Raw genomic sequence first — 23,762 nt, 5'->3', positions numbered from 1 at the left:
ATGACCGGTTCCGACTCGAAGGCGCAGCAACGCCTGCAGATGGCCGATATCGCACGCCTGGCCGGCGTGTCCACGTCGACCGTGTCGCGCGCGCTAAGCGGCAGTTCGCTGGTCAATGAAGAGACGCGCGCGCGCGTCATCGCGCTGGCCCGTTCGCTCAAGTATTCCATCAATATCGGCGCGCAAAACCTGCGCCTGAAACAGAACCGCACGGTGGGCGTGGTGGTGCCGTATGACGCTGCCACGCGCCAGCACCTGTCCGATCCTTTTTTCCTCAGCATGCTGGGCAGCCTGGCCGATGCGCTGACGGAGCAGGGCTTCGATATGCTCATTTCACGCGTCGATGCCGAAACGCTCGACGCGGCGGCCCAGTCCTTCGATAGCGGCCGCGTGATCGGCATCATCCTGATCGGCCAGTGGCGCCACCATGAACAACTGAACCAGCTGGCCGCGCGCCAGGTGCCCATCGTCGTGTGGGGCGCGCAATTGCCGCAGCAGCTGTATTGCACCGTCGGCGGCGATAACGTCGCCGGCGGCAGACTGGCCACGGAACACTTGCTGGCGGCGGGGCGCCGGCGCATCGCCTTCTTTGGCGACGCCAAGCTGCCCGAAGTGGCGCAGCGCCACCAGGGCTATGCGCAGGCACTGGCCGCGCAAGGGCTGGCGCCCGACCCGCAACTGTACGTGGCCGGCTCCTTCCTGCCGCAGGGCGGCGCGACGGACGTGCAGGAACTGCTGGACCGCCAGTTGCCGTTCGACGCCATCTTTGCCTGCAGCGACTTGCTGGCCATGAGCGCCATCAACGCCCTGCGCGCGCGCGGCGTGGCCGTACCGGAACAGGTGGCCGTGGTCGGCTACGACGATATCGAACTGGCCGCGTATTTCCATCCGCCGCTGACCACCGTGCGCCAGCCGATCCGCACCGCCGGGCGCGCGCTGGTGGCTTCGCTGCTGGCGCTGGTCGACGGCGCGCCTGCGCCATCCCGCCAATTGCCAACCGAGCTGATCGTACGCGCCTCGGGCCGCTGAAGCATGCCGCAAGTGATTGCAACCGATTGCAATAATTTCTAATTTCCTCTTTTATTTTCATGCTGCGCCGCAGCATGAAAAACGCTGGATTCACGTCCGATCCTGCGTTATTCCCTCTGTGTCGCCCGTAGTTTTCTCTTAAAAACAACAACATTCCCATGTTGCAGCGCTCGATTGCAATCGATTGCAATAAATTCTTATTCGTTGAATAATGACGTACCGGCCCAGGCAGCGCGCCACGGCATGCGGCAGCCAGGACTCATAACAAGCCGATACCTCGACGTATCGGCATACAACACTGGAGACAAGATGAAGACACGTACTGCTCAACGCGGCGGCATGGCCGCAGCCGTCGCTCTGGCCATGCTGCAACTGGGCGCCGCCCAGGCGCAATCGGCAAGCGACATCGCCAGCGCCGCCACTGCCGATGGCCTGAACCTGGAACGCATCGTGGTCACGGGCACCACCGGCGGCACGTCCAAAATGAAATCGAGCAATTCCGTCAGCAGCATGGAACTCGACACCATCCTGCACAATGCACCGACCAGCGCCGCCGAAGTCCTGCGCTCGGTGCCGGGCTTGCGGGCCGAGTCCTCGGGCGGCGAAGGCAATGCCAACATCACCGTGCGCGGCCTGCCCATTTCCGCCGGCGGCGCGCGCTATGTGCAGATCCAGGAAGACGGCTTGCCCGTGCTGCAGTTCGGCGACTTCAACTTCACCACGCCCGACAGCTTCGTCAAGATCGATTCCACGCTCGACCACCTGGAAGTGGTGCGCGGCGGTTCGGCCTCCACCCTGGCCACCAATTCGCCGGGCGGCATCATCAATTTCATCAGCAAGAACGGCAAGGAGAAGGGCGGCAGCGTGGCCATCAGCCGCGGCCTGGGCTACGACCAGACGAGGGTCGACTTCGATTATGGCGCGCCGGTGTCGGAGCGCACGCGCTTCTTCATCGGCGGCTCCTGGCGCACGGGCGAAGGCATCCGCCACAGCGGCGTCAACAGCGAAAAGGGAGGTCAGATCCGCGGCAATGTCACGCATGAGTTCGACAGCGGCTTTGTGCGCCTGTCGTTCAAGCACCTCGACGACCAGTCGCCCACGGCCTTGCCGGTGCCGGTCAGCGTGCGCGATGGCCGCATCGGGGAAATCGCCGGCATCGATCCGCGCAAGGCCAGCTTCTATTCGCCGTACTGGGTGCCCGACATGGTGCTGAACAAGGATAACCAGCGCGTGGCCACCCGCGTCAACGACGGCTTGCACGTCAAAAGCGATACCGTGGGCCTGGAGGCATCGTTCAAGCTGGGGCAGGGCTGGAGCGTGAGCGAAAACTTCCGCTACGCCGACAATTCGGGGCGCTTCATCGGCGTGTTCCCGTCGAATAACGGCAGCGACGGCAGCTATGTGTTTGCCAGCGGCCCGAACCAGGGCAAGCCCTACACGGGCCGCGCGTTTTCCGCCGTGGTGTTCAATACCTCGATCGACGACGCCAGCAATACTCTGAGCGATACCAAGCTGGCCAAGACGTTTGTGCTCGACAGCGGCAAGCTGACCACCACGGCCGGCCTGTACCTGTCGCAGCAAAAGCTGGGCCTGACCTGGAACTTCAATGAATACCTAATGCAGGCCACGGGCGACCAGCCCGCGCTGCTGCAAACGGCCAGCAGCACGCCAGGCTACCTCGGCCCGGCCTTCGGCGCCTGCTGTTCGCGCGCCGTCGACATGGAGTACCGCACGACCTCGCCCTACCTGAATCTGGCCTGGGAAAGCGGCGCGCTGAACCTCGACGGCGGCCTGCGGCGCGACCGTCAGCATGCCAGCGGCACGGCCAATATCGCCACCGGCGCGCAAGCTTATCTGCCGTCGACGGTGCAGCAGGTCGACTACACCCTGGGCCACACGTCGTACTCGCTGGGCGCGAACTACAAGCTGCAAGCGAATCTGGCCGTGTTTGCCCGCGTCAGCGAAGGCGTGGCTTTCAATGCCGACCGCATCCTGTTCGGCACGCCGTTGGATGGCAGCGTGCCGGTGGCCATCAACACCGTGCGCCAGCTCGAAGGCGGCGTGAAATGGCGCCAGGGTCCCCTGAGCACCTTCGTCACCGTGTTCCAGGCCAAGACCAGGGAAAGCAATTACGAAGCGACCACCCAGCTGCGCACGGCCAACAGCTATGAAGCGAAGGGCGTGGAACTGGAAGCGGCCTACAGCGCCGGCGACTTTCGCATCAATGGCGGCCTGACGTTCACGGATGCCGAGATCACGGGCACGGTGGCGGCCGACGTGGCGCTGATCGGCAATACGCCGCGGCGCCAGGCGCGCGTCGTGTACCAGATCGCGCCCACCTATGAGTGGGGAGCCGCCACCCTGGGCGCGAGCCTGGTCGGCACGGGCAAGTCATGGGGCGACGATGCGCACACGATCACCTTGCCCGCCTACCAGGTGCTCAACGCCTTCGTCAATTACCAGCTTACGCCGCAAATGCAGGTGGCGCTGACGGCGAACAATCTGCTCAACAAGATCGGCTATACGGAAGTCGAGGGCGATGGCCATGCGGCCCGCTCGATCACCGGGCGCGCCGTCAAGGTCAGCCTGAAATACGCATTTTAAGCAAGGATAGGATTCATGATGTCGATACGCAGCCCCCTGGCGCGCCTGCTGGCGCCGCTCCCCACGCACTTGCGCGCCGATGCGGCGCGCCGCTATGCGCGCCAGGAGGCGGTCTTGCTCGACCGCCTGGGCAGCCTGTATGGCCAGCGGCCCGATTTCCTGCCCTGGCTGGGCGACCTGATGGAAAGCGTGGGGCGGCTGTATGCGGCGCGCGCGCCGGCGCTGCTGCGGCAGGATGCGCAGCGCGAAGAACAGCCGGACTGGTTTGCCAGCCAGTCCGTGCTGGGCTACAGCGCCTACGTGCAGCGCTTCGGCGGCAACCTGCAGGGCGTGGCGGCGCGCATTGCCCACCTGCGCGAACTGGGCGTGACCTATCTGCACCTGCTGCCGTTCTTGCGTGCGCGGGCCGGCGAAAGTGATGGCGGTTTTGCCGTCGCCAGCTTCGAGGAAGTCGACCCCGCCCTGGGCAGCAATGCCGACCTGCTGGCATTGACGGCGCAACTGCGCGCGGCCGGCATCAGCCTGTGCTCGGACCTGATCCTCAACCACGTGGCCGACGACCATGCGTGGGCGCTGGGCGCCAAGGCAGGCGACCCGCTGCTGTGCGATTTTTTCCACACCTATCCCGACCGCGTGCAGCCGGACCGTTACGAGCGTACCGTGGGCCAGGTCTTTCCACAGGCGGCGCCCGGTAATTTCACGTTCGTGCCGGAGCTGCAGCGCTGGGTCTGGACCACGTTCTATCCCTACCAGTGGGATTTGAACTACGCCAATCCGGCCGTCTTCGCGGCCATGGCCGGCGCCATGCTGGGCCTGGCCAACAAGGGCATCGAAGTGTTCCGCCTCGATTCGACGGCCTTCCTGTGGAAGCGCGACGGCACGGACTGCATGAACCAGCCCGAAGCCCACAGCCTGCTGCAAGCCCTGCGGGCGCTTGCCGCCATCGTCGCGCCCGGTGTGCTGCTCAAGGCCGAAGCCATCGTGCCCACGCCCAAGCTGCCCGCCTACTTTGGCAGCGATGCGGCGCCCGAGTGCCATATCGCCTATCACAGCAGCCTGATGGCCGCCGGCTGGGGCGCGCTGGCGGAGGAAAGCACGGACTTGCTGCAGCAGGTGATCGCCGCCACGCCGCCGCTGCCGCCGGCCGCAAGCTGGCTCAGTTATGTGCGCTGCCACGACGACATCGGCTGGAACGTGCTGCTCAATGAGGCGGGCGCGGACGGACCGGCGCGCCTGGCGCGCATCGCGCAGTTCTTTGCCGGCGCCACCGGCAGCTATGCGCGCGGCGCCGCCTTCCAGAGCAGCAGCGCCGACAAGGCGCATGGCAGCAACGGCATGGCCGCCTCGCTGGCCGGCCTGGAAAGCGCCGCCACGGTGCAGGAGCAGGAATACGCGTTGCGGCGCCTGCTGCTGCTGCATGGCCTGGCCTTGAGCTTTGGCGCCTTGCCCGTGCTGTACATGGGCGATGAACTGGGCATGACCAACGATCGCAGCTACACGCAGCGGGCCGACAGGGCGATGGACAGCCGCTGGCTGCAGCGTCCCGCGTTCGACGACAGCCTGCTGGCATGGCGCCACGATGGCGTGAGCGCCAGCGGCCGGCTGTACCTGGCACTGCGCCAGCTGATCGACGTACGCGGGCGCTTGCCGGCCCTGGCTGCCGCCGCGCCGCGCAGCGTGCTGCCGGCCGATACGCCGGCCGTGCTGGCGCTGCTGCGCGGCGACGGATTTCTCAACCTGAGCAACTTCAGCGGCGCCAGCCAGCGTTTCACGTTGCCCGCGGGCGAATGGCGCAACAGCCTCGATGGCAGCGTGCTGGCCGGCACGGTAGGCCTGCAGCCATGGCATATGCTGTGGCTGGAGCGGGAGCAAGATCGGGAGCCAGCATGAGCGACGCCAGCGCGCACCGTCCGCATCTGTCGTTTTGGCAGATCGTCAACATGAACGTCGGATTTTTCGGCATCCAGTTCAGTTTTGGGCTGCAGCAAAGCAGCATGAGCCCCATCTATAAATACCTGGGCGCCGACGAGGCGAGCCTGCCGTACCTGTGGCTGGCCGGACCCATGACGGGGCTGCTCGTGCAACCGCTGATCGGCGCGATGAGCGACCGCACGGTGACGCGCTGGGGCCGCCGCACGCCCTATTTTCTGATCGGCGCCATCCTGTGCAGCCTGGGCCTGCTGGCCATGCCGTTCAGTCCCACCCTGTGGATGGCCGCCAGCCTGCTGTGGATACTCGATGCGGCCAACAATGTGACGATGGAGCCGTACCGCGCCTTTGTCAGCGACAAGCTCGACAAGAAGCAGCATTCGCTGGGTTTTCTCACGCAAAGCGCGTTTACGGGGCTGGGGCAAACGCTGGCCTATCTGACGCCGTCGCTGCTGGTCATGCTGGGCATGAACAAGGATGCCGTCAATGGCAGCCATATTCCGCACATCGTCATCGCCGCCTTCCTGATCGGCGCCGTGTTCTCGCTCGCCTCGGTGCTGTGGACCCTGAAGACGACGCCGGAAAATCCGCTTACGGCCGCCGAACTGGCGGCCATCCGCAGCCGCCCGCCGGGCTGGCGCCACACGCTGGCCGATATCGGCGCGGCCCTGCGCGACATGCCGCCGACGATGAAGCAGCTGGCCCTCGTCAATCTGTTCCAGTGGTACGCCATGTTCTGCTACTGGCAGTACATTGCCCTGTCGCTGTCGGCGACCCTGTTTCACACGACGGACCCCGCGTCGCAAGGCTTTCGCGACGCGGGCCTGCTGAACGGGCAGGTGGGCGCCTTCTACAATTTCGTGGCCTTTGTCGCCGCCTTTGCGCTGGTGCCGTTCACGCGCCGCTTCGGCCCCAAGCGCATGCACAGCCTGTGCCTGTGCGCGGCCGGCGTGGGCATGCTGAGCATCCCGCTGATCCACAGTCCGGCGCTGCTGTTGCTGCCCATGCTGGGCGTGGGCCTGGCCTGGGCCAGCATCATGGGCAATCCCTACATCATGCTGGCCGGCTGCATTCCGCCCGAGCGCACGGGCGTCTACATGGGCATTTTTAATATGTTCATCGTCATTCCGATGATCATCCAGATCTTCACCTTGCCCCTGTATTACCGCAGCTGGCTGGGCGGCAATCCGGAGAACGTCATCCGGCTGGCCGGCGCCCTGCTGCTGTGCGCGGCGGTGGCGGTGCTGTTCGTCAAGCTTCGCCCGCCGCAGGCCACAAAGACTTGAGGACGGACGTAAAAAAAACCGGCTCTGCCGGTTTTTTTATCTGCCTCGAAGAGCAATTACTCCTCAATCGCCATCTGACTTTGCAGGTAATTCTGAATGCCGACCTTGGCGATCAGGTCGATCTGCGTTTCGAGCCAGTCGATATGCTCTTCCGTGTCTTCCAGGATCATCAGGAACAGGTCGCGCGAGACGTAGTCGCCCGCTTTTTCGCTGATGGCGATGCCTTCCTTGACGGTGGCGTGCGCGGCGCGTTCCAGCTTCAGGTCGCATTCCAGCATTTCCGGCGTGTTCTCACCGATCAGCAGCTTGTGCAGCGCTTGCAGGTTCGGCAGGCCGTCGAGCATCAGGATGCGGTCGATCAGCTTGTCGGCGTGTTTCATTTCGCCGATCGATTCTTCGTATTCTTTCTTGCCCAGCTTTTCCAGGCCCCAGTGCTTGTACATGCGCGCATGCAGGAAGTACTGGTTGATGGCCGACAGTTCGTTGGTGAGCTGTGCATTGAGCATGCGGATGACTTCTTTATCGCCCTTCATGGCATTTCCTTTGTTCTGTGTCGTGTTCGATGATGAAACCGCAGGCTGCTGGCGTTCACGGCCGGGTGGCGCAGGGCTGCCTGGTGGCGCGCAGGTTGCCGGTTTCGCTATGCCCGCATGATAGCGCAAAATATGGGCGGTTTTCGGTGCTAAACGGCATTTTTCCGTCTTTTTAACGTAAATATCGTGCGAATAAAACCCATTCTCAAGTGGATTGCCCACTTGCGCCGTTTTTTATTTGTTAAGGAAAATGAAGGCCATTCTCATTCGCGTTTCTGGCCCGCTTTTGGCGCTGCCGGATCGCGTGCATGACCGCGCTGAACAGGCGGGAAATGTTGGGCCATTCTTGCTTTTGTGGCTTCTTGGCCGCTGCCGGCGATGCGATAATCAGGCAGCGATATTTACTGAAAAAAGGATAGCAAGATGATGCTGCATATACCCGGCGTGCTGACGCCGGAACAGGTGACGCAGTTTCGCCAGCGCCTGGCGCAGACGGACTGGGTCGACGGGCGCGCCAGCGTCGGGGCGCAAGGCGCGCAAGTCAAGCGCAACCGCCAGCTGGCAGAGGGGTCGCCGCTGGCGCTGGAGCTGGGCGAGATCGTCAGCCGCGCGCTGATGGCCAATCCCCTGTTCTTTGCCGCCGTGCTGCCGCTGCGCATCCTGCCGCCCTTCTTCAACAGCTATGCGGGCGGCGAGCACTATGGTCTGCACATCGATGGCGCCATCCGCACGCCGAAAAACGGCATGCAGTCGATGCGAGCCGACGTCTCGTCGACCGTGTTCCTGAGCGAGCCGGACGAGTACGAGGGCGGCGAGCTGGTGGTGGTCGATGCGTATGGCACGCATGAAGTGAAACTCCCGGCCGGCGACGTGATCGTGTATCCGTCGAGCAGCGTGCATCAGGTGCTGCCCGTCACCAGCGGCGAGCGCATCTGCTCTTTCCTGTGGACGCAAAGCATGGTGCGCGAGGACTGGAAGCGCAGCATGCTGTTCGAGCTCGATCAGAACATCCAGAGCGTGCGCGCAGAACACGGCGATTCGCCGGCCACCGTGGGACTGACGGGGCATTATCACAATCTGCTGCGCATGTGGGCGGAGATGTAAGGCTGGGGTCAGACCCCCGGTGAAGTTGGCGCTGAACCTTGCGTTGGCGGTGTTGAGGGTATGACCCCATAGCGGGCAAAAAAAAGTCTGCCTGGCCCGGGGATGTAGGCTGGCAGACTGAAACAAGCAAATCGCTTGACTAAAAACGGGCGCAAAAAAGCAAGCAGGGCACAGGGTGCGGTGCTTGCGGGCTGGCAGCGGCCCTAGGGCCGCAGGAAGGCTAGCTCAGCTGGAAGGTCAGGGGGACAAGCACGTACACGGGGACGGGTTTGCCGTTTTCGATCATCGGCTTGAACAGCGCGCGCTGCGCGGCTTGGCGGCCTGCTTCATCGAGGTTCGTGTAGCCGGTCGATTTCTGGATCAGGATTTGCTCGGGCAAGCCCTTTTCATTGATCAGGATGCGCAGCACCACGGTGCCGCTTTCGCCCAGGCGGCGCGACAGATTCGGATAGATCAGCTGCGGCGCCTTGATGTATTCGACGCTGCTGACGGTGCGCGGCGTCGCTGGCGCCGGTGGCGTCGGCGACGGTGCGGCTGGCGCCGTCGGCGCGGCGGTGGCGACGGGCGCCGCTTCGGCGCGCGTCGGCTGCGGCGGCGTGATCGTCGGTTCGCTCGGCGCCACGGCGATCAGCGGCAGCGGCGGGATCACGGCGCGCGGCACGGGCGCACTCAGTTCCACGGTTTTCGGTACGGACGGCGCCGGCGGTTTCGGTGGCGCCGGCGGGGCGATGATGCTGATGGTCGTGATGGTCGGCATGGCCGCCGTGACGACGCGGCTCAGCAGGCCGCTCTGGATGGCGTAAAAGCCGGCGATATGCAGGACGACGATGGCCATCAGCGGCGCGAATTTGTTGCGCTTCTTGTCGAAGTCGGCAAATTGCTGCACGGCCTGCACCGTTACGGGCGGGGGCATCATCGTCATGGCGTTCATCGCTTTCTTTAGTTTGTCAGTACAGCTCGCATCAATACGGTTTCTTGCAGCGCCACGGTGGCGTTCAGGTGATCGTTCAGCACTTCCCGCGCGCAGGTGTGGCATTTGCCGCAGCAGGTGGCCACGCCCAGGTCGCGGCGCAGTTCTGCCATGCTGGACAGGCCAAGATCGACGGCTTGACGGATTTCACGATCAGATATGTTGTTGCAGACACATACAATCATTGATACACCTTCTGGCTGGAGGATGAACAGACACTAGTGCTTGAAAGCATTGTTGCTAGTGTTTTAATGAGAATCATTATCATTACGTTTCATTGTCGCGCAAAGTGCAGGACAATGCAAGCGATTTTGATCAAGTGTGCGGCAGTTGGCGGCCTGGCGCGGCAGCTTGATCTGCGCTTTGCGCGCATGGCGCAGCCCTTGGCAGGGGCGGCTCTCCGGGCTAAATAAAAACAATTCGCATTCATGTTTATAATGCTGGTATTGTCTCGGACGGTCGCCGTCTGGACACATTGAAAGGCCGCTTGTCGGTAATGCGCAACAGTTGCGTTTTACCTCACAACATCAGGGCATGCGCCAGGCGCAGCAGTCTGTCCCCGGTGTTCTTAATTTGAACGGAATTTGCTCATGACTCTAGTTCCACCCCTGATGACGCTCGACGCGCTGGCAGTCGGCCAGAGCGGCACGGTGTTGCATATCACGCCCAACGCGGCAGGACAGACGGAAGACGGCGTCGACCTCGTCCGCCGGTTGATGGAGCTGGGATTCGTTCCCGGCGAACGAATCCGCATGCTCAAGCGCGGTATTCCCGGCGGCGATCCGCTGGCCATCAAGGTCGGCAATGCCACGTTCGCACTGCGCCGCTTCGAAGCGGCGCTGATCACGATTCAACCGCTGCTTCAACCGGAATAAATATGGGTGCCGTAGAAACTATCGTGGAAGCGGGCGCGCACAAGCCGCCGCACCAGCCACAAATCGCCTTGCTGGGCAATCCGAACTGCGGCAAGACGGCCCTGTTCAACCGTTTGACGGGCGCGCGCCAGAAAGTGGCGAACTACGCCGGCGTGACCATCGAGCGCAAGGAAGGCCATTTCACGTCGCCAAGCGGCAAGCCCGTGCGCGTGCTCGATTTGCCGGGCGCCTACAGCCTGTCGGCCACCACGCCCGATGAAGCCATCACGCGCGACGTGGTGGGGGGCTGCGCCGCGGCGATCCACGACCGGACGCCATCATCTGCGTGGTCGATGCCACCAATTTGCGCCTGAATCTGCGCCTGGTGCTGGAAGTCAAGCGCCTGGGCCTGCCCATGCTGCTGGCGCTGAACATGACGGACGTGGCGCGCAAGCGCGGCATACTCATCGACACGGCCAGGCTGTCGCAGGAACTGGGCATGCCCGTGGTGGAAACCGTCGCGGTGCAGCACGATGGCGAAAAAGCCTTGTTGGATGCCATCGACGCCATGCTGCCGCTGCCTGCGGTGGAAGCGAAACCGCTGGCGGCCATCGACGCCGTGACCGTCGAAGAAACGCAGCGCGAAGTGCGCCGCATCCTGGCCGCCGTCAGCAACGACACGCGCGACAGCGGCAACCTGACGGAAAAGATCGACGACGTGGTGCTGCATCCCGTCTTCGGCCCCATCATCCTGGCCGTGCTGATGTTCCTGATCTTCCAGGCCGTGTTTGCCTGGGCCGCCACGCCGATGGAAATGATCACGGACGGCGTGGGCCACCTGGGCGCCCTGCTGACGGCGAACATGCCCGACGGCCACCTGAAAAGCCTGCTGGTCGAAGGCATCATCGGCGGCGTCGGCAGCGTGCTGGTGTTCCTGCCGCAAATCCTGATCCTGTTCTTCTTTATCCTGAGCCTGGAAGACTGCGGCTACCTGCCGCGCGCGGCCTTCCTGCTGGACCGCCTGATGGGCGGCGTGGGCCTGTCGGGCCGCGCCTTCATCCCGCTGCTGTCGAGCTTTGCCTGCGCCATCCCCGGCGTGATGGCGGCGCGCACCATCCAGAATCCGCGCGACCGCCTCGTTACCATCATGATCGCGCCGCTGATGACGTGCTCGGCGCGCCTGCCCGTGTATGCGCTGATCATCGCCGCCTTCATTCCCCAGCGCCAGGTGTGGGGCTATCTGAGCCTGCAAGGCCTGGTGCTGTTCGTGCTGTACTTCGCCGGCATCATCTCGGCCATGGCCGTGGCCTGGGTCATGAAGCGCAGCATGGGCGTGCGCGGTAACCAGCCGCTGCTGCTGGAATTGCCGGCCTACCACTGGCCGCATCTGCGCAACCTGGCCGTCAGCCTGTGGGAGCGCGCGAAGATCTTCCTCACGCGCGTCGGTACCATCATCCTGAGCCTGATGATCATCCTGTGGTTCCTCAGCACCTTCCCCGGCGCGCCGGACAACGCGATCCATCCGCCCATCTATTACAGCCTGGCCGGTATCCTGGGCCGCGGTCTGGAAGTGATCTTCGCGCCCATCGGCTTCAACTGGCAGATCTGCATCGCGCTGGTGCCGGGCATGGCGGCGCGCGAAGTGGCCGTCGGTGCCCTGGGCACCGTGTATGCGCTGTCGCAAACGGGCGACGCGCTGGCGTCCACCCTGGAACCGCTGATCGCCCATTCGTGGTCGATGGCCACTGCATTGTCATTGCTGGCCTGGTATGTGTTCGCGCCGCAGTGCCTGTCGACCCTCTCCGTGGTGAAACGCGAAACGGGCGGCTGGCGCTATCCGCTGCTGATGGCCGGCTATATGTTCGCCCTCGCGTATGCCGCCTCGTTCATCACGTACCGCGTCGCCCTGTTGCTGGGCGCTTAGGAGAAACCATGTGGCAAACCCTCATCGTCGCCCTGATCGTCGCAGCCGCGCTGCTGCATTTTTCGACCAAGTACCTGCCGGCGGGCGTGCGCCGCGCCATCGTGCGCGGCCTGGTGCGCTGCGGCCTCGATGAGGCGAAGATGTCGACCTTCTTCAAGGTGGCGCCGGGCTGCGGCAGCGGCTGCGGTTCCTGCGGCTCCTGCGACAGTCCGCCGCCACCGTCCGCCACGCCGCCGGCCGACGGCAGCAGAAAGCGCGTGATCCTGATGCAGGTGCAGCGCCAGGATTGATGTACGTCTGGTCACGGGCGTGCCCGTGGGCTACACTGGGCTTTCCGCATGGCAAGGAGTGGCAATGGCGATACTGTTGATCTTCATGTTTTTGTTTGCGATCGCTACCTGGCTGCTGGCCAGCCGGCGCGGCCGCCACGGGGGACTCTGGTTCGGCATCGGCCTGGTCCTCGCACCCTTTGCCTTGCTGGCGGTGGCGGCCCTGCCACCCGTCGCGGCGCGCTGAGCCTGTATTGTTCAAACCCGCCACCGCGGGTTTTTTTACGCCTGCGCGCCCGCGTGGCGCAGCCGGTACTGGCGCGGCGAGCAGGCCATGACGCGTTTGAAGGCGTGGCTGAAGGCGCTGTCGGAATCGTAGCCCAGCGCCTGCGCGATCGCGGCGATGGGCGCACCGCTGTCCTTCAGGCGCCGCGTGGCCAGGCGCATGCGCCAGCGCAGCAGGTAGTCGAGCGGCGTCACGCCCGCCCTGTTCTTGAAATGCACGGCAAAGGCGGAGCGCGACTGGCCCGCGACGGCGGCCAGCTGCGCCAAGGTCCAGCGGTGGGCCGGTTGCGCATGCATGGCCTCGATGGCCGCGCGCAGCCGGGGATCGGCCAGCGCGAACAGCCAGCCTGCCGGGTGCGAGGCCTGCGCTGCCAGATACTGGCGCAGCATCTGCAGCAGCATCATGTGGCCCAGGTGGCGCGTCATCAGCGCCGCGCCGGGCGCCGTCGCCTGTAGTTCCTGCGCCAGGCGTTGCAAGGCCCAGTGCAGCACGCTGGCCTGGTCCGTATCGCCGCGCACGTGCAGCAGCGGCGGCAGGCAGTCGAGCAGGATGGCCGCTTCGTCGCCAAAGCTGAAGCGTCCGCCGATGAGAAAAAAATCGTGCCGCGGCGCGCCGTGGCGGGCCACACCCTGCTGCGTGTGCCGATATACGTCCAGCGCTGGCGCGGCCGGCAAGCCGGGTGTGCTGGCCAGGGTGAACGCGCGCCCCGACGCCAGCAGGAAGCAGTCGCCCGTCTGCAGCTGCACGGGAGCGTCGATGCCCGCGACCGTCAGCCAGCAACCGCCTTCGATCACGGCGTTGAACTTGATGCCGTCCGGTGGCGGAAAGTCGATGGCCCACTCGCCGCCCGCCTTCAGGCCGGCAAAATAGGAACTGCGCGTATCAAACAGCGAGAGTACATCGGAGAGCAAATCCATGGCGGGGTTCAATTCTGGACGATGGCGATAGTGTTGAAGATTTTACGCCATTCACAGTCCGGTTCTTTGCGCGCAACATATCCATCTCGCCAGCCATTCGGACTGGCGCCACTTGCAAAGGCCGATCCAATGGACAGTATCGACAACAAACAAACTCCCCTGCGCTGCGGTTTTGATGCCGCCACGACCGCCACCGAGGCGCTGGCCGGGCGCGACCTGTCCGGCATGCAGGCCATCGTCACGGGCGGCGCGTCGGGCCTGGGGCTGGAAACGGTACGCGTGCTGGCCGGTGCCGGTGCCAGGGTACTGGTGCCGGCGCGCGACCCGCATCAGGCGCAAGCGGCCCTGGACGGTATGGCCGGCGTGGAAATCGCCGCGCTCGACCTGCTCGATCCGCAATCGATCGACGCCTTTGCCGCCGCCTTTCTTGCCACCGGCCGCGCCTTGCACGTGCTGGTCAACGGCGCCGGCATCATGGCCACGCCCTTGCTGCGCGATGCGCGTGGCTACGAGGCGCAGTTCGCGACGAATCACCTGGGGCATTTCCAGCTGACGGCACGCCTGTGGCCCGCCCTGCGGCAGGCGCGGGGCGCGCGCGTGGTGTGCGTGTCGTCGCTGGGACACCGGCAGGCCGCCACTGACCTGGATGACCCGCATTTCCTGCGCCAGCCGTACGATAAATGGCGCGCGTATGCGCAGTCGAAAAGCGCCAATGCCTTGTTTGCCGTGGAGCTGGATCGGCGTTCTGCGGCGCACGGCGTGCGCGCCTTCTCGCTGCATCCGGGCGCCATCCTGACGCCGCTGGTGCGCCATCTGGACCGCGACGACTTGCGCCGGGTCGGGGCGCTCGATGACGAGGGCCAGGTGAATCCGCCGCCGCAATCGGGTTTCAAGAGTGTGGCGCAGGGCGCCGCCACCGCCGTCTGGTGCGCCACCAGCGCGCAGCTCGAGGGTCTGGGCGGCGTGTATTGCGAGGATTGCGATATCGCTACCCTGGCGGCGGACGACAGCACGGGGCCGGGCGTGCGGCGCTGGGCGGCCGACCCCGCGCAGGCACGCCGGCTATGGGCGCTCAGCGAGCAGATGACGGGCGTGCGCTTCGAGTGCGACGCGGCATAAAAAAATGCCGGGCAATTCCCGGCATGTGCAGGAGGACGGCGTGGCTTTACGCCTTGCCGGCCAGCTTGTCGACGACGGGCACCAGCGCGGCAGGACGGCAGCCGAAGGCGGCCAGGCGGCCTTGCGCGTGGGGCGCCAGGTCCAGGTCGTAGGGCAAACGGCCCGCCACCAGCCACAGTTTATCGTGCGGCAGGGCTTCGACCAGGCGGCGCTGGCCGTCGACGAACATGGCGTTATACGTTTGCAGCACGATCTGCCGCGCGCCTTGCGCAAAGGCGATGGCTTCGTTGACCTCGTCGTCCAGCGCTTCGGCCGACAAGGCATATTCGCTCACGTCCAGACCCGCTTCGAGCAGGGCCGGCAGCATCGAGCTGCGCGCTTCCTTGTTGCGGCCCAGCGCCACTTCGTCGATCTCGCTGCGCGAGCGCACTTCCACCGTCAGCAGGGTCACGGGCAGGCTGGCGTCGAGCGGGCGGTAGCCGCCCTGCACGCGCAGCGCCGCCTTTTGCAGCAGCTGCGACAGGGCCATGGCGGCCGGCTGCATCAGCGCCGGCGGGGCGACAGGACGTTCGCGCCAGTCGCGCACGGCGCGGTTGCGCTTGAGTTCCGCCACGCGCGCGCAAGCCGCGTCGATGCGGGAGATCGCAATGTCGCCGCGCTCCACGGCGGCGATGACGGCCTCGATGGCCGCCGTCTGCTGCGCTTCGCGGTGCGAGATGAGGACGATGTCGGCGCCCGCCTGCAAGGTGGCGATGGCGCCCCGGGCGATGCCGATGCCGTCGGCGATGGCCGCCATTTCCAGGCAATCGGTGATGACCACGCCCTTGTATTGCATTTCACCGCGCAGCAGGTCCGTCAGCACGCCTTTTGAGAGCGTCGCCGGCACGCTGGTGTCGGCCTCGAAGGCGGGGAAGACCACGTGCGCCGTCATGATGGCGTCCACGCCGCCGGCAATCGCCGCGCGGAACGGCGCCAGTTCCACGGCGCGCAGGCGTTCCTTGTCGTGCGGGACCAGCGCCATGGCGTAATGCGTGTCGATGGCCGTGTCGCCGTGGCCGGGGAAGTGCTTGGCGGTGACGGCCACGCCGCTGGCGCGCTGGCCGCGCATGGCGGCCATGCCGTAGTCGATGACGGTGGCGGCATCCTCGCCATACGCGCGCACGCCGATGACGGGGTTGTTGCGGTTGTTGTTCACGTCCAGCACGGGCGCGAGCAGCATATTGATGCCCACCTGGCGCATCTCATCGCCGCTGATCTGGTTCATGCGTTCGCAGTCTTCGATGGAGCCGGCCGCCTGGAAGGCCATCGCCGCGGGAATCGGCGTGACGCCCTGCTCGATGCGCATCACCATGCCGCCTTCCTGATCGATGGAGATCAAGAGCGGGATGTCGGACACTTCCGCGTTGATCTCCTGCAGTTCGCGGCACAGGGCCGACACTTGCGCGGGCGTGTGCACGTTGCGGCGGAACAGGATCACGCCGCCTACCTTCTTTTCGCGTATCAAGGTCTTGATATGCTCGTCCGCCTGCAGGGCGTCGAATCCCACCATGAACAACTGTCCTATTTTCTCGCGCAAACCCTGCTCCATGCTGCAACTCCTCCGGTATTGATTGTGACGACGGCATACGTATTCTGGCACCGTGGTGGCGCATCGTGGCGGTCACCGGAAAAGCTGCCTTGGTTTTGTACTTGTTTTGGTATTGTATTGGATTTGGGTTTTTGCGCAAGTGGTTATTAAGTGGTATTGCTCCACTTGCGCAAACACCGTATCAATCGAGGCGCTGGAACGAGGCCGATTGCGCCTTGGGCCAGTACAGACCGAACACGGGCGGCAGCTGCGGCAGCTGGCTCGGGTCGAGCAACTGGCCCGCTTCCAGGAAGGGCAGCAGGGCGGACGCCAGTTTCACCTGGTTCGGCGAGATGCGCCGCACCAGGTGGTGCGGACGCAGTTCCTGCGGATGCGCCAGGCCGGCGGCGGCGATCAGTTCGGCCAGCGCCTTCATGGTGTTCTGATGGAAGTGCGCCACGCGGGCGATCTTGTCGGGCACCACCAGCGCGCGCTGGCGCTGCGGGTCTTGCGTGGCCACGCCCGTGGGGCAGCGGTCCGTGTGGCAGCTTTGCGACTGGATGCAGCCCAGCGCGAACATGAAGCCGCGCGCCGAATTGCACCAGTCGGCGCCCAGCGCCAGCAAGCGGGCAATGTCGAAGGCCGTGATGATCTTGCCCGAGCAGCCGATCTTGATCTTCGCGCGCAGGTTGGCGCCCACGAGAGTGTTATGCACGAGTACCAGCGCTTCCTGCAGTGGCGTGCCCACGTGGTCCGTGAATTCCAGGGGCGCCGCGCCCGTTCCCCCTTCGCTGCCGTCGACGACGATGAAGTCGGGCGTGATGCCCGTTTCCAGCATGGCTTTCACGATGGCGAAGAATTCCCACGGATGGCCGATGGCCAGCTTGAAGCCCGTCGGCTTGCCGCCCGAGAGCGTGCGCAGGCGGTTGATAAAATGCAGCATTTCCCGTGGCGTGGAAAAGGCGCTGTGCGCGGCCGGCGAGACGCAATCCTCGCCCACCATCACGCCGCGCGTGGTGGCGATCTCGATCGTCACTTTCGGACCGGGCAGCACGCCGCCGTGGCCCGGTTTGGCGCCTTGCGACATTTTCAGCTCGATCATCTTGACCTGCTCCGAGCTGGCGTTGGCGATGAAGCGCTCTTCCGAAAACGTGCCGTCCTGGTTGCGGCAGCCGAAGTAGCCGGAACCGATTTCCCACACCAGGTCGCCGCCGTTTTCGCGGTGGTAGGGGCTGATGCTGCCTTCGCCCGTGTCGTGCATGAAGCCGCCGCTGCGCGCGCCGCCGTTCAGGGCCAGGATGGCGTTGGCCGACAGGGCGCCAAAGCTCATCGCCGAAATATTGAAGACGCTGGCCGAATACGGCTTGGCGCGCGGGCAGTCCGGATGGTTGCCGATCTCGATGCGGAAATCGTGGCCCGTGACCTTGGCGGGAGCGATGGAGTGGTTGATCCATTCGTAGCCTGCTTCATACACGTCGAGCTGGGTGCCGAACGGGCGCTTGTCCGTCTGCTCCTTGGCGCGCTGGTAGACGATGCTGCGCTGGCTGCGCGAAAACGGCGTCGCCTCGCTGTCGCTTTCCAGGAAATACTGGCGGATTTCGGGGCGGATGCTCTCAAAAAAGAAGCGGAAATGGGCGAGGATGGGGTAGTTGCGGCGCAGGGCGCGCTTCGTTTGCAGCAGGTCGCTGATGCCGACCAGGGTCAGCGCACCGGCCAGCACGGGCAGCCAGTAATGGTCATAGTAAAACAGGGACAGGACAAAGATGGCTGCCGTCGCAATGAAGGTCAGGTAGCGAAATGGTACTAGGTGCATGGGCACTCCGGGAAAGTCAGACTGATATTGCTGAGTCTACCTTCGATTCACGGAACGTGCTGGTGGGAAAGAACGCGGCGCCCATAGGACGCCGCGCACGGTACTTAGCGTTGTGCGGCGCGGATGCGCTCGATGCGTTCGGCGCTGGCCGGATGGCTCGACAGGTAGGGCGTGCCATGGTCCAGCTTGCCCAGGGCGACAAACACCTGCGCCAGGTGTTCCAGGGGAATACCGTTCTGGCGCAGCATGGCAATCGCGTAGTCGTCCGCCTCGCGCTCGACATCGCGCGAATACTTCAAGTCCAGCAGCAGCGGCGGCAAGGTCGCCACCACGGTCGAGACGTCGCCGAACAGCAGCGCCGCGCCGGCGCCCACGGCCGAGGTCTGGATCAGGCGGCGCGTCAGGTGGCGCTGCTGCAAATGGCCCAGTTCATGCGCCAGCACGCCCATGATGGCGTCGTCGTCCGGCATCAGTTCCACCATTTCATCGGTCAGCACGATGTCGCCGGACGGCAGGGCGAACGCGTTCGGACCGATCTTGCTTTTGCGGAAAACGATGCGGTGCGCGGGCGCGCTGTCGCCGGGCGTGGCCAGGCGCGCGAAACGGGCGCGCAAGGCTTGCTGGCGCGCGCCATCGAGCTTGCTTGCCTCAAACACGTGGCCGTCGAGGAAATCGAGCACGCCCTGGCCCAGCTGGCGCTCGACGGACTGGGGAATCGCATACGCGACGCCCTTCGCCACCACAGGCAGCAGGTACTGATAGCTGAGCCACAGGGCCAGTACGGTGGCGACCGTGGCCAGCAGGGCGCCGCGCCAGCTTTGCTGCAGCCGCACGACCCAGCCGTCGCGGTGGCCCGTCTCATGCAGCACGTCGTTGAAGGCCGCCTGGTCGGCGATCTCCAGGTAGGCGCCGTCGGGAAAGCTGACCTTGCGCACGGCGTGGCTGCTGCGTTCGGACACGTGCAGCTCGCCCAGCGGGCAGCTGCGCTCGATGTCGCCGGCCAGCACGGCCATGCCATCGCGCACGCTGAGCGTGACGTGGTACAGGCGCGAGGTCTGGCCGTCGAAATAGCGCGCGGGCACGGGGACCGCGCCCGGCGCGTGGTGATCGAGCGTCATGCTACAGCGACAGGTCGAAGTCCAGCAGATCGACCATGCCTTCGCCCGTGGCAGAGACTTGCTCGCCGGTGGCGGCGACGAAGGCGTCCAGGCTGCCGTGCACCAGCATCGACGTCGCTTCCAGGCGGTACTTCAGCCAGCGCACCTGGGCGAATGGCGAAAACAGGCCCAGGGTGACGACGATACCGAGCAGGTTGGTCAGCATGACGAACGTGGTGCGGCCCCAGGTCAGCTGCGACTGGAACTGGTGCTGCTGCAGGCGCGTATGGTTCCAGATCAGGTTCTGGATCATGGTCAGGAACAGCGGCAGCACGATAAAGGCCCACGCATACAGGGCCGCCACGGCGCCGAAGATGCTGCCGGCCTTGGTGACATCGTTGGCATCGGTGGCAAAGGTGGCGAAGACGCTGGCGAAGACGACAAAGATCAGGACCAGGAAACCGGCCAGCAGCAGGGCGAAGAACAGCAGATAGGTCTTGTAGAAGCTGCCAACCGAGGCGTCAAAGCTGAAATTGGTGCTGCCGAAGCGGCTCTGTGTGTGCTGGAAGCGCTTCAGGCGCTGGTGCAGGAACGGCGTCATCAGGCCAGCCGTGAAGGTGTTCAGGATGGGCAGCCACAGGAAGTATTTGTAGGCTTCGCTGGCGCTGCCGTCGAAGCCGAAGCGGATGCCGCGGTAGCTGGTGTTGTAGAGCTTGAACTGCAGGCTTTTCCAGACCAGCCATGGCAGCACGGCCATCATCAGCACGAGCATGATCAGGCCGACGATGGGCGAGATCTGGAAGGCGATGTTGTAGCCGCCGATCAATACCACTGCCGCGATGCGGCCCTTCAGGATAGCGACGGCATTGCCGTGGTATTCGAAGCTGCTGCCAGCGAGGTGGGTGCTGGAATAGAAATAGCGGTTGCGGCGCACCTTGGCCCAGGCGGAATAAATGCCCAGGGTGACAATGCTCAGCAGCAGGTTGACGATCCAGATACGGAAGTATTCGCTGCCGGTGGCGCTGAAGGTAATGGCTTCACGCTTGGGCGTGGTGTTGTTGGTATCGAAATCCACGGGGGAGTTTCCTTACTTATTGGAAACAAAACAAGATAAGGGAAGATTGAAAAGTTATCAATTGAAAATAGTGTTTTTCGCAATTATTTTTGGTGCGCGGCCCCTGCCGCCGCGATTTTCCCGTCCCGGCTATACTGGGACTCAACCATTGCCAACGGAAATCGCCATGATCGTCGTCCACCATTTGAACAATTCGCGCTCGCAGCGCGTGCTCTGGCTGCTTGAGGAACTGGGCCTCGACTACGAGGTCAAGCGCTACCAGCGCGACCCGAAAACCATGCTGGCGCCCGCTTCGCTGAAGGCCGTGCATCCGCTGGGCAAGTCGCCCGTGATCACGGACGGCGCCAACACCATCGCCGAATCGGGCGCCATCATCGAGTACCTGGTCGAGCGCTACGGCAATGGCCGATTGATACCGGCGGCGGGCACGCCCGAGAAGCTGCGCTGGACCTATTGGCTGCATTTCGCGGAAGGCTCGGCCATGCCGCCGCTGCTGATGAAGCTGGTGTTCGACAAGGTCGAATCGTCGCCGATGCCGTTTTTCGTCAAACCGATCGCGCGCGGCATCGCCGGCAAGGTCAAGAGCAGCTTCATCCTGCCCAATATCAACAGCCAGCTGGCCTACATGGAAGCGGAACTCGAGAAAAGCAAATGGTTTGCCGGCAATGAATTCACGGCGGCCGACATCCAGATGAGCTTTCCGCTGGAAGCGGCCGCCATGCGCGGCGGGCTCGACGAGCGCCTGCCGAAGCTGACGGCGTTCCTGCAGCGCATCCATGCGCGCCCGGCCTACCAGCGCGCCCTGGAACGGGGCGGGCCCTACGATTTCGCCAAGTAAGCGGCGTTGACGGGCTATGCGCGGGGCGCCATACGGTAAAATGATCGATTCAACCAGTATCCATTTACCGCATGGCCAGACTCCTCGCTATCGACGGCTTGAATATCGTACGCCGCGTCTACGAAGCCAGTCCTGAACCCGATTCCGACCTGAAGGCGGAGATCGCGCTGCGCCATGCGCTGTCGTCGTTTCGCACCCTCATCAACGACCATGAGCCGACGCACATCCTGCCGGCCTTCGACTTTGGCGGCCCGACCTGGCGCCACGCCCTGTATGCCGGCTATCGTGAAGGGCGCCAGCCCATGCCGCAAGTGCTGCGCGACGCCTTGCCCGGCTTTTACGCCACCCTGGCCAGCTTCGGCATGCACGTGGTCAGCATCCCCGAGGTCGAGGCCGACGACGTGATCGGCACGGCCGTCATGCGCTGGCTGCACGAGGGGCGCGGCGCGGCCGTCATCGCCACCACCGACAAGGATTTGCACGGTCTGATCGCCCACGGCGCGCTCGTGTGGGACCATTTCAAGGGCGTCTGGCACGACCACGCCTGGGTCGAGAAAAAGTTCGGCGTGCCGCCCGAACTGCTGCCCGACCTGCTGGCGCTGATGGGCGACGTCACCGACAGCATTCCCGGCGTGTCGAAGATCGGCCTGAAGACGGGCGCGAAACTGTTGCGCGCTTACGGCAATATCGACGCCGTGATGGCCGGCGCGGGCATTTTGCCCGGCACGCTCGGTGAAAGCCTGCGAAAAGAGCGGGAAATACTGTATCTTTCAAGAAAGTTGGTCGAACTCAAGACCGACGTGACGTTGGGCGTCACCTGGAACAAGCTGGCGTGGGAAAAGTAGAGCGCCCAAAAAAAGCTCATGGCGTTGTTGCCTTGCCTCGTCGTACATTCGTACTGCCTTCGGCAACGCGCCTAGCCCTGAGCATTTTGATGGGCGCTCTCTGAGTGGAACTCGCAATAGAAAATCAAGCAAGGGAAGTAATCATGATGTTAAAGACAGTCCTGATCGATAGCAGCGCCGTGGCGCGCGGCCTGCTGAACACGGTCCTGACCGATGGCGGCTACGATGTCTGCGGGCAGACGCATACGAGCGCGCTGGGCTTGGCCCTGCTGGTCAAGCACCATCCGCATTTCGTCTGCATCGCGCGCGAGCAGGTGGAAGATGGGACGAATATTGTGCAAACCATCCGCGCCCAGTATCCGAAGACGCTCATTTTCATGGTCTCGGGCGGCATCGACGCCGCCTCGCTGCAGGCGGCCCACGCGATGGGCGTGTCGGGCTTCATCGTGAAACCGTTCATGGCCGACACGGTCCTGAAAACCGTGCGCAATACCGTCATTGCGATGGTGCGCAAGCAGCAGGCCTTGGCCGCCGCCGCGCAAGGCAATACTTAGACGCCGCTCAGGCCTGTGGCGCTGGCGATGATGCCGCCGCCGAGGCACACGTCGCCGTCGTACAGCACGGCCGACTGGCCCGGCGTGACGGCCCATTGCGCCTGGTCGAAGGCCAGGCCGAAGTGTTCATTCCCCTCCGGCAGCAGCTGGCAGGCCACGTCGGCCTGGCGGTAGCGCGTCTTGGCGGACAGGGCGCCTGCCTGCGGCGCCGTGCCGGCGACCCAGCTGGCCTGATCGGCCGTCAACGATGGCGACAGCAGCCACGGGTGGTCGTGGCCCTGCACCACCCACAGGGTGTTGTTGACGATATCCTTGCGCGCCACATACCAGGCGTCGCTGCTGCCGTCCGCGTTCTGGTACGACTTCACGCCGCCGATGCCGATGCCCTTGCGCTGGCCCAGGGTATAGAAACTCAGTCCCACGTGTTCGCCCACCGTCTTGCCGTCGGCCGTTTTCATCGGGCCCGGCTTGTACGACAGGTAGCGGTTCAAGAATTCGCGGAACGGGCGTTCGCCAATAAAGCAGATGCCCGTGGAATCCTTCTTCTGCGCGTTCGGCAGCGCCAGTTGCTCGGCGATCTGGCGCACCTGCGTCTTCGGGATTTCACCGAGCGGAAACAAGGTCTTGGACAGTTGCGCCTGGTTCAGACGGTGCAGGAAGTAGCTTTGGTCCTTGCTGGCGTCGACGGCCTTGAGCAGTTCATAACGGCCCGCATCGGTCGGCGCCTGGCGCACGCGCGCATAGTGGCCGGTGGCGATCAGGTCGGCGCCCAGGGTCATGGCGTGGTCAAGGAAGGCCTTGAACTTGATTTCGGCGTTGCACAGCACGTCCGGGTTCGGCGTGCGGCCGGCCTGGTATTCGCGCAGAAAATCGGCGAACACGCGGTCCTTGTATTCGGAAGCGAAATTGACGGCTTCGATATCGACGCCGATGACGTCGGCCACGCTGGCCGCGTCGATCCAGTCCTGGCGCGTGGAGCAGTATTCCGAATCGTCGTCATCTTCCCAGTTTTTCATGAACAGGCCGATGACTTCATAGCCTTGTTCCTTCAGCATCCATGCCGCGACCGAGGAATCGACCCCGCCCGACATGCCGATCACGACTTTCTTCTTGCTCATCTTGCTTTCCAGTGTACTTTAATAATATGGC

At 64.3% G+C, this 23,762-nt stretch carries 21 protein-coding genes and 1 pseudogene; 13 read left to right on the top strand and 9 right to left on the bottom strand.

Annotation, left to right across the window (positions count from 1 at the left end; translation table 11 throughout):
* From D9M09_RS24935 to D9M09_RS24920, 4 genes are all read left to right on the top strand, one after another.
* Positions 1-1,029 (top strand): LacI family DNA-binding transcriptional regulator, encoded by a 1,029-nt coding sequence (locus tag D9M09_RS24935; protein WP_070220621.1) that lies wholly within the window; start codon positions 1-3, stop codon positions 1,027-1,029.
* 309 nt (positions 1,030-1,338) lie between these two features.
* The gene (locus tag D9M09_RS24930) at positions 1,339-3,633 is read left to right on the top strand and encodes a TonB-dependent receptor (protein WP_121670628.1); all 2,295 of its coding nucleotides are present in this window, start codon (positions 1,339-1,341) and stop codon (positions 3,631-3,633) included.
* A gap of 15 nt (positions 3,634-3,648) precedes the next feature.
* The gene (locus D9M09_RS24925) at positions 3,649-5,523 is read left to right on the top strand and encodes an alpha-amylase family glycosyl hydrolase (protein WP_240453469.1); all 1,875 of its coding nucleotides are present in this window, start codon (positions 3,649-3,651) and stop codon (positions 5,521-5,523) included.
* A complete protein-coding gene (locus D9M09_RS24920) occupies positions 5,520-6,848 on the top strand; it encodes an MFS transporter (protein ID WP_070311504.1) in 1,329 nt (442 codons plus the stop codon). The genes D9M09_RS24925 and D9M09_RS24920 overlap by 4 nt, the downstream gene beginning before the upstream one ends.
* 56 nt (positions 6,849-6,904) lie before the next feature.
* On the opposite strand, the gene bfr is transcribed toward D9M09_RS24920, so the two are convergent.
* Positions 6,905-7,381, bottom strand: a complete 477-nt coding sequence (gene bfr / locus D9M09_RS24915; protein ID WP_034745609.1) for a bacterioferritin — start codon at positions 7,379-7,381, stop codon at positions 6,905-6,907.
* 423 nt (positions 7,382-7,804) lie between these two features.
* Between bfr and D9M09_RS24910 the strand changes: the two genes are divergently transcribed.
* Positions 7,805-8,485, top strand: a complete 681-nt coding sequence (locus D9M09_RS24910) for a Fe2+-dependent dioxygenase (RefSeq protein WP_035822772.1) — start codon at positions 7,805-7,807, stop codon at positions 8,483-8,485.
* A 220-nt stretch (positions 8,486-8,705) separates the two neighbouring features.
* Here D9M09_RS24910 and D9M09_RS24905 read toward each other — a convergent pair whose 3' ends face one another.
* Entirely contained in the window at positions 8,706-9,407 is a 702-nt protein-coding gene (locus tag D9M09_RS24905) for an energy transducer TonB (RefSeq protein ID WP_070220769.1), read from the bottom strand.
* A gap of 17 nt (positions 9,408-9,424) precedes the next feature.
* Positions 9,425-9,640 (bottom strand): (2Fe-2S)-binding protein, encoded by a 216-nt coding sequence (locus tag D9M09_RS24900; RefSeq protein WP_034745611.1) that lies wholly within the window; start codon positions 9,638-9,640, stop codon positions 9,425-9,427.
* Between the two features lie 405 nt (positions 9,641-10,045).
* Between D9M09_RS24900 and D9M09_RS24895 the strand changes: the two genes are divergently transcribed.
* The 4 genes and pseudogenes from D9M09_RS24895 to D9M09_RS29255 all read left to right on the top strand — a co-directional run bounded on the left by D9M09_RS24895 (position 10,046) and on the right by D9M09_RS29255 (position 12,749).
* Positions 10,046-10,330: a FeoA family protein gene (locus tag D9M09_RS24895; RefSeq protein WP_070220616.1), complete on the top strand. Its 285-nt coding sequence runs from the start codon at positions 10,046-10,048 to the stop codon at positions 10,328-10,330.
* Positions 10,331-10,332: 2 nt separating this feature from the next.
* Positions 10,333-12,233: pseudogene (gene feoB, locus D9M09_RS24890) on the top strand (ferrous iron transporter B).
* Between the two features lie 8 nt (positions 12,234-12,241).
* Positions 12,242-12,523, top strand: a complete 282-nt coding sequence (locus D9M09_RS24885) for a hypothetical protein (RefSeq protein ID WP_121670627.1) — start codon at positions 12,242-12,244, stop codon at positions 12,521-12,523.
* Between the two features lie 64 nt (positions 12,524-12,587).
* A complete protein-coding gene (locus tag D9M09_RS29255) occupies positions 12,588-12,749 on the top strand; it encodes a hypothetical protein (RefSeq protein ID WP_162995789.1) in 162 nt (53 codons plus the stop codon).
* A gap of 35 nt (positions 12,750-12,784) precedes the next feature.
* Here D9M09_RS29255 and D9M09_RS24880 read toward each other — a convergent pair whose 3' ends face one another.
* Positions 12,785-13,705 (bottom strand): AraC family transcriptional regulator, encoded by a 921-nt coding sequence (locus D9M09_RS24880; protein WP_121670626.1) that lies wholly within the window; start codon positions 13,703-13,705, stop codon positions 12,785-12,787.
* A gap of 138 nt (positions 13,706-13,843) precedes the next feature.
* Between D9M09_RS24880 and D9M09_RS24875 the strand changes: the two genes are divergently transcribed.
* Positions 13,844-14,824: an oxidoreductase gene (locus tag D9M09_RS24875; RefSeq protein ID WP_121671234.1), complete on the top strand. Its 981-nt coding sequence runs from the start codon at positions 13,844-13,846 to the stop codon at positions 14,822-14,824.
* Positions 14,825-14,870: 46 nt separating this feature from the next.
* Here D9M09_RS24875 and nagZ read toward each other — a convergent pair whose 3' ends face one another.
* The 4 genes from nagZ to D9M09_RS24855 all read right to left on the bottom strand — a co-directional run bounded on the left by nagZ (position 14,871) and on the right by D9M09_RS24855 (position 20,376).
* A complete protein-coding gene (nagZ, locus tag D9M09_RS24870) occupies positions 14,871-16,412 on the bottom strand; it encodes a beta-N-acetylhexosaminidase (RefSeq protein ID WP_121670625.1) in 1,542 nt (513 codons plus the stop codon).
* 181 nt (positions 16,413-16,593) lie between these two features.
* Entirely contained in the window at positions 16,594-18,204 is a 1,611-nt protein-coding gene (locus D9M09_RS24865; RefSeq protein ID WP_121670624.1) for an FMN-binding glutamate synthase family protein, read from the bottom strand.
* A 104-nt stretch (positions 18,205-18,308) separates the two neighbouring features.
* Entirely contained in the window at positions 18,309-19,322 is a 1,014-nt protein-coding gene (locus D9M09_RS24860; protein ID WP_121670623.1) for a M48 family metallopeptidase, read from the bottom strand.
* A gap of 1 nt (position 19,323) precedes the next feature.
* Entirely contained in the window at positions 19,324-20,376 is a 1,053-nt protein-coding gene (locus D9M09_RS24855) for a YjgN family protein (RefSeq protein WP_070220604.1), read from the bottom strand.
* Positions 20,377-20,542: 166 nt separating this feature from the next.
* On the opposite strand from D9M09_RS24855, the gene D9M09_RS24850 reads away from it, so the two are divergent.
* From D9M09_RS24850 to D9M09_RS24840, 3 genes are all read left to right on the top strand, one after another.
* Positions 20,543-21,214 (top strand): glutathione S-transferase, encoded by a 672-nt coding sequence (locus D9M09_RS24850; RefSeq protein ID WP_121670622.1) that lies wholly within the window; start codon positions 20,543-20,545, stop codon positions 21,212-21,214.
* Between the two features lie 71 nt (positions 21,215-21,285).
* On the top strand, positions 21,286-22,059 hold the full coding sequence (locus D9M09_RS24845) for a 5'-3' exonuclease (protein ID WP_070290831.1): 774 nt from the start codon (positions 21,286-21,288) through the stop codon (positions 22,057-22,059).
* 146 nt (positions 22,060-22,205) lie between these two features.
* Entirely contained in the window at positions 22,206-22,613 is a 408-nt protein-coding gene (locus D9M09_RS24840; RefSeq protein WP_121671233.1) for a response regulator, read from the top strand.
* Here D9M09_RS24840 and mnmA read toward each other — a convergent pair.
* Complete coding sequence (mnmA, locus tag D9M09_RS24835) at positions 22,610-23,731, bottom strand: tRNA 2-thiouridine(34) synthase MnmA (protein WP_121670621.1); 1,122 nt, start codon at positions 23,729-23,731, stop codon at positions 22,610-22,612. The genes D9M09_RS24840 and mnmA overlap by 4 nt on opposite strands.
* Positions 23,732-23,762: the final 31 nt, after the last annotated feature.

The organism is Janthinobacterium agaricidamnosum, from assembly GCF_003667705.1.
Taxonomy (GTDB): Bacteria; Pseudomonadota; Gammaproteobacteria; order Burkholderiales; family Burkholderiaceae_D; genus Janthinobacterium.
The sequence above is the reverse complement of the archived record's forward strand: the minus strand, read 5'-3'. Positions and strand labels throughout refer to the sequence as shown.

Excerpts from the sequence above, each read along its gene's own strand:
- D9M09_RS24935 (WP_070220621.1), top strand. The coding sequence starts at position 1 with ATGACCGGTTCCGACTCGAAGGCGCAGCAACGCCTGCAGATGGCCGAT.
- D9M09_RS24930 (WP_121670628.1), top strand. The coding sequence starts at position 1,339 with ATGAAGACACGTACTGCTCAACGCGGCGGCATGGCCGCAGCCGTCGCT.
- D9M09_RS24925 (WP_240453469.1), top strand. The coding sequence starts at position 3,649 with ATGATGTCGATACGCAGCCCCCTGGCGCGCCTGCTGGCGCCGCTCCCC.
- D9M09_RS24920 (WP_070311504.1), top strand. The coding sequence starts at position 5,520 with ATGAGCGACGCCAGCGCGCACCGTCCGCATCTGTCGTTTTGGCAGATC.
- bfr (WP_034745609.1), bottom strand. The coding sequence starts at position 7,381 with ATGAAGGGCGATAAAGAAGTCATCCGCATGCTCAATGCACAGCTCACC.
- D9M09_RS24910 (WP_035822772.1), top strand. The coding sequence starts at position 7,805 with ATGATGCTGCATATACCCGGCGTGCTGACGCCGGAACAGGTGACGCAG.
- D9M09_RS24905 (WP_070220769.1), bottom strand. The coding sequence starts at position 9,407 with ATGACGATGATGCCCCCGCCCGTAACGGTGCAGGCCGTGCAGCAATTT.
- D9M09_RS24900 (WP_034745611.1), bottom strand. The coding sequence starts at position 9,640 with ATGATTGTATGTGTCTGCAACAACATATCTGATCGTGAAATCCGTCAA.
- D9M09_RS24895 (WP_070220616.1), top strand. The coding sequence starts at position 10,046 with ATGACTCTAGTTCCACCCCTGATGACGCTCGACGCGCTGGCAGTCGGC.
- D9M09_RS24885 (WP_121670627.1), top strand. The coding sequence starts at position 12,242 with ATGTGGCAAACCCTCATCGTCGCCCTGATCGTCGCAGCCGCGCTGCTG.
- D9M09_RS29255 (WP_162995789.1), top strand. The coding sequence starts at position 12,588 with ATGGCGATACTGTTGATCTTCATGTTTTTGTTTGCGATCGCTACCTGG.
- D9M09_RS24880 (WP_121670626.1), bottom strand. The coding sequence starts at position 13,705 with ATGGATTTGCTCTCCGATGTACTCTCGCTGTTTGATACGCGCAGTTCC.
- nagZ (WP_121670625.1), bottom strand. The coding sequence starts at position 16,412 with ATGGAGCAGGGTTTGCGCGAGAAAATAGGACAGTTGTTCATGGTGGGA.
- D9M09_RS24865 (WP_121670624.1), bottom strand. The coding sequence starts at position 18,204 with ATGCACCTAGTACCATTTCGCTACCTGACCTTCATTGCGACGGCAGCC.
- D9M09_RS24860 (WP_121670623.1), bottom strand. The coding sequence starts at position 19,322 with ATGACGCTCGATCACCACGCGCCGGGCGCGGTCCCCGTGCCCGCGCGC.
- D9M09_RS24850 (WP_121670622.1), top strand. The coding sequence starts at position 20,543 with ATGATCGTCGTCCACCATTTGAACAATTCGCGCTCGCAGCGCGTGCTC.
- D9M09_RS24845 (WP_070290831.1), top strand. The coding sequence starts at position 21,286 with ATGGCCAGACTCCTCGCTATCGACGGCTTGAATATCGTACGCCGCGTC.
- D9M09_RS24840 (WP_121671233.1), top strand. The coding sequence starts at position 22,206 with ATGTTAAAGACAGTCCTGATCGATAGCAGCGCCGTGGCGCGCGGCCTG.
- mnmA (WP_121670621.1), bottom strand. The coding sequence starts at position 23,731 with ATGAGCAAGAAGAAAGTCGTGATCGGCATGTCGGGCGGGGTCGATTCC.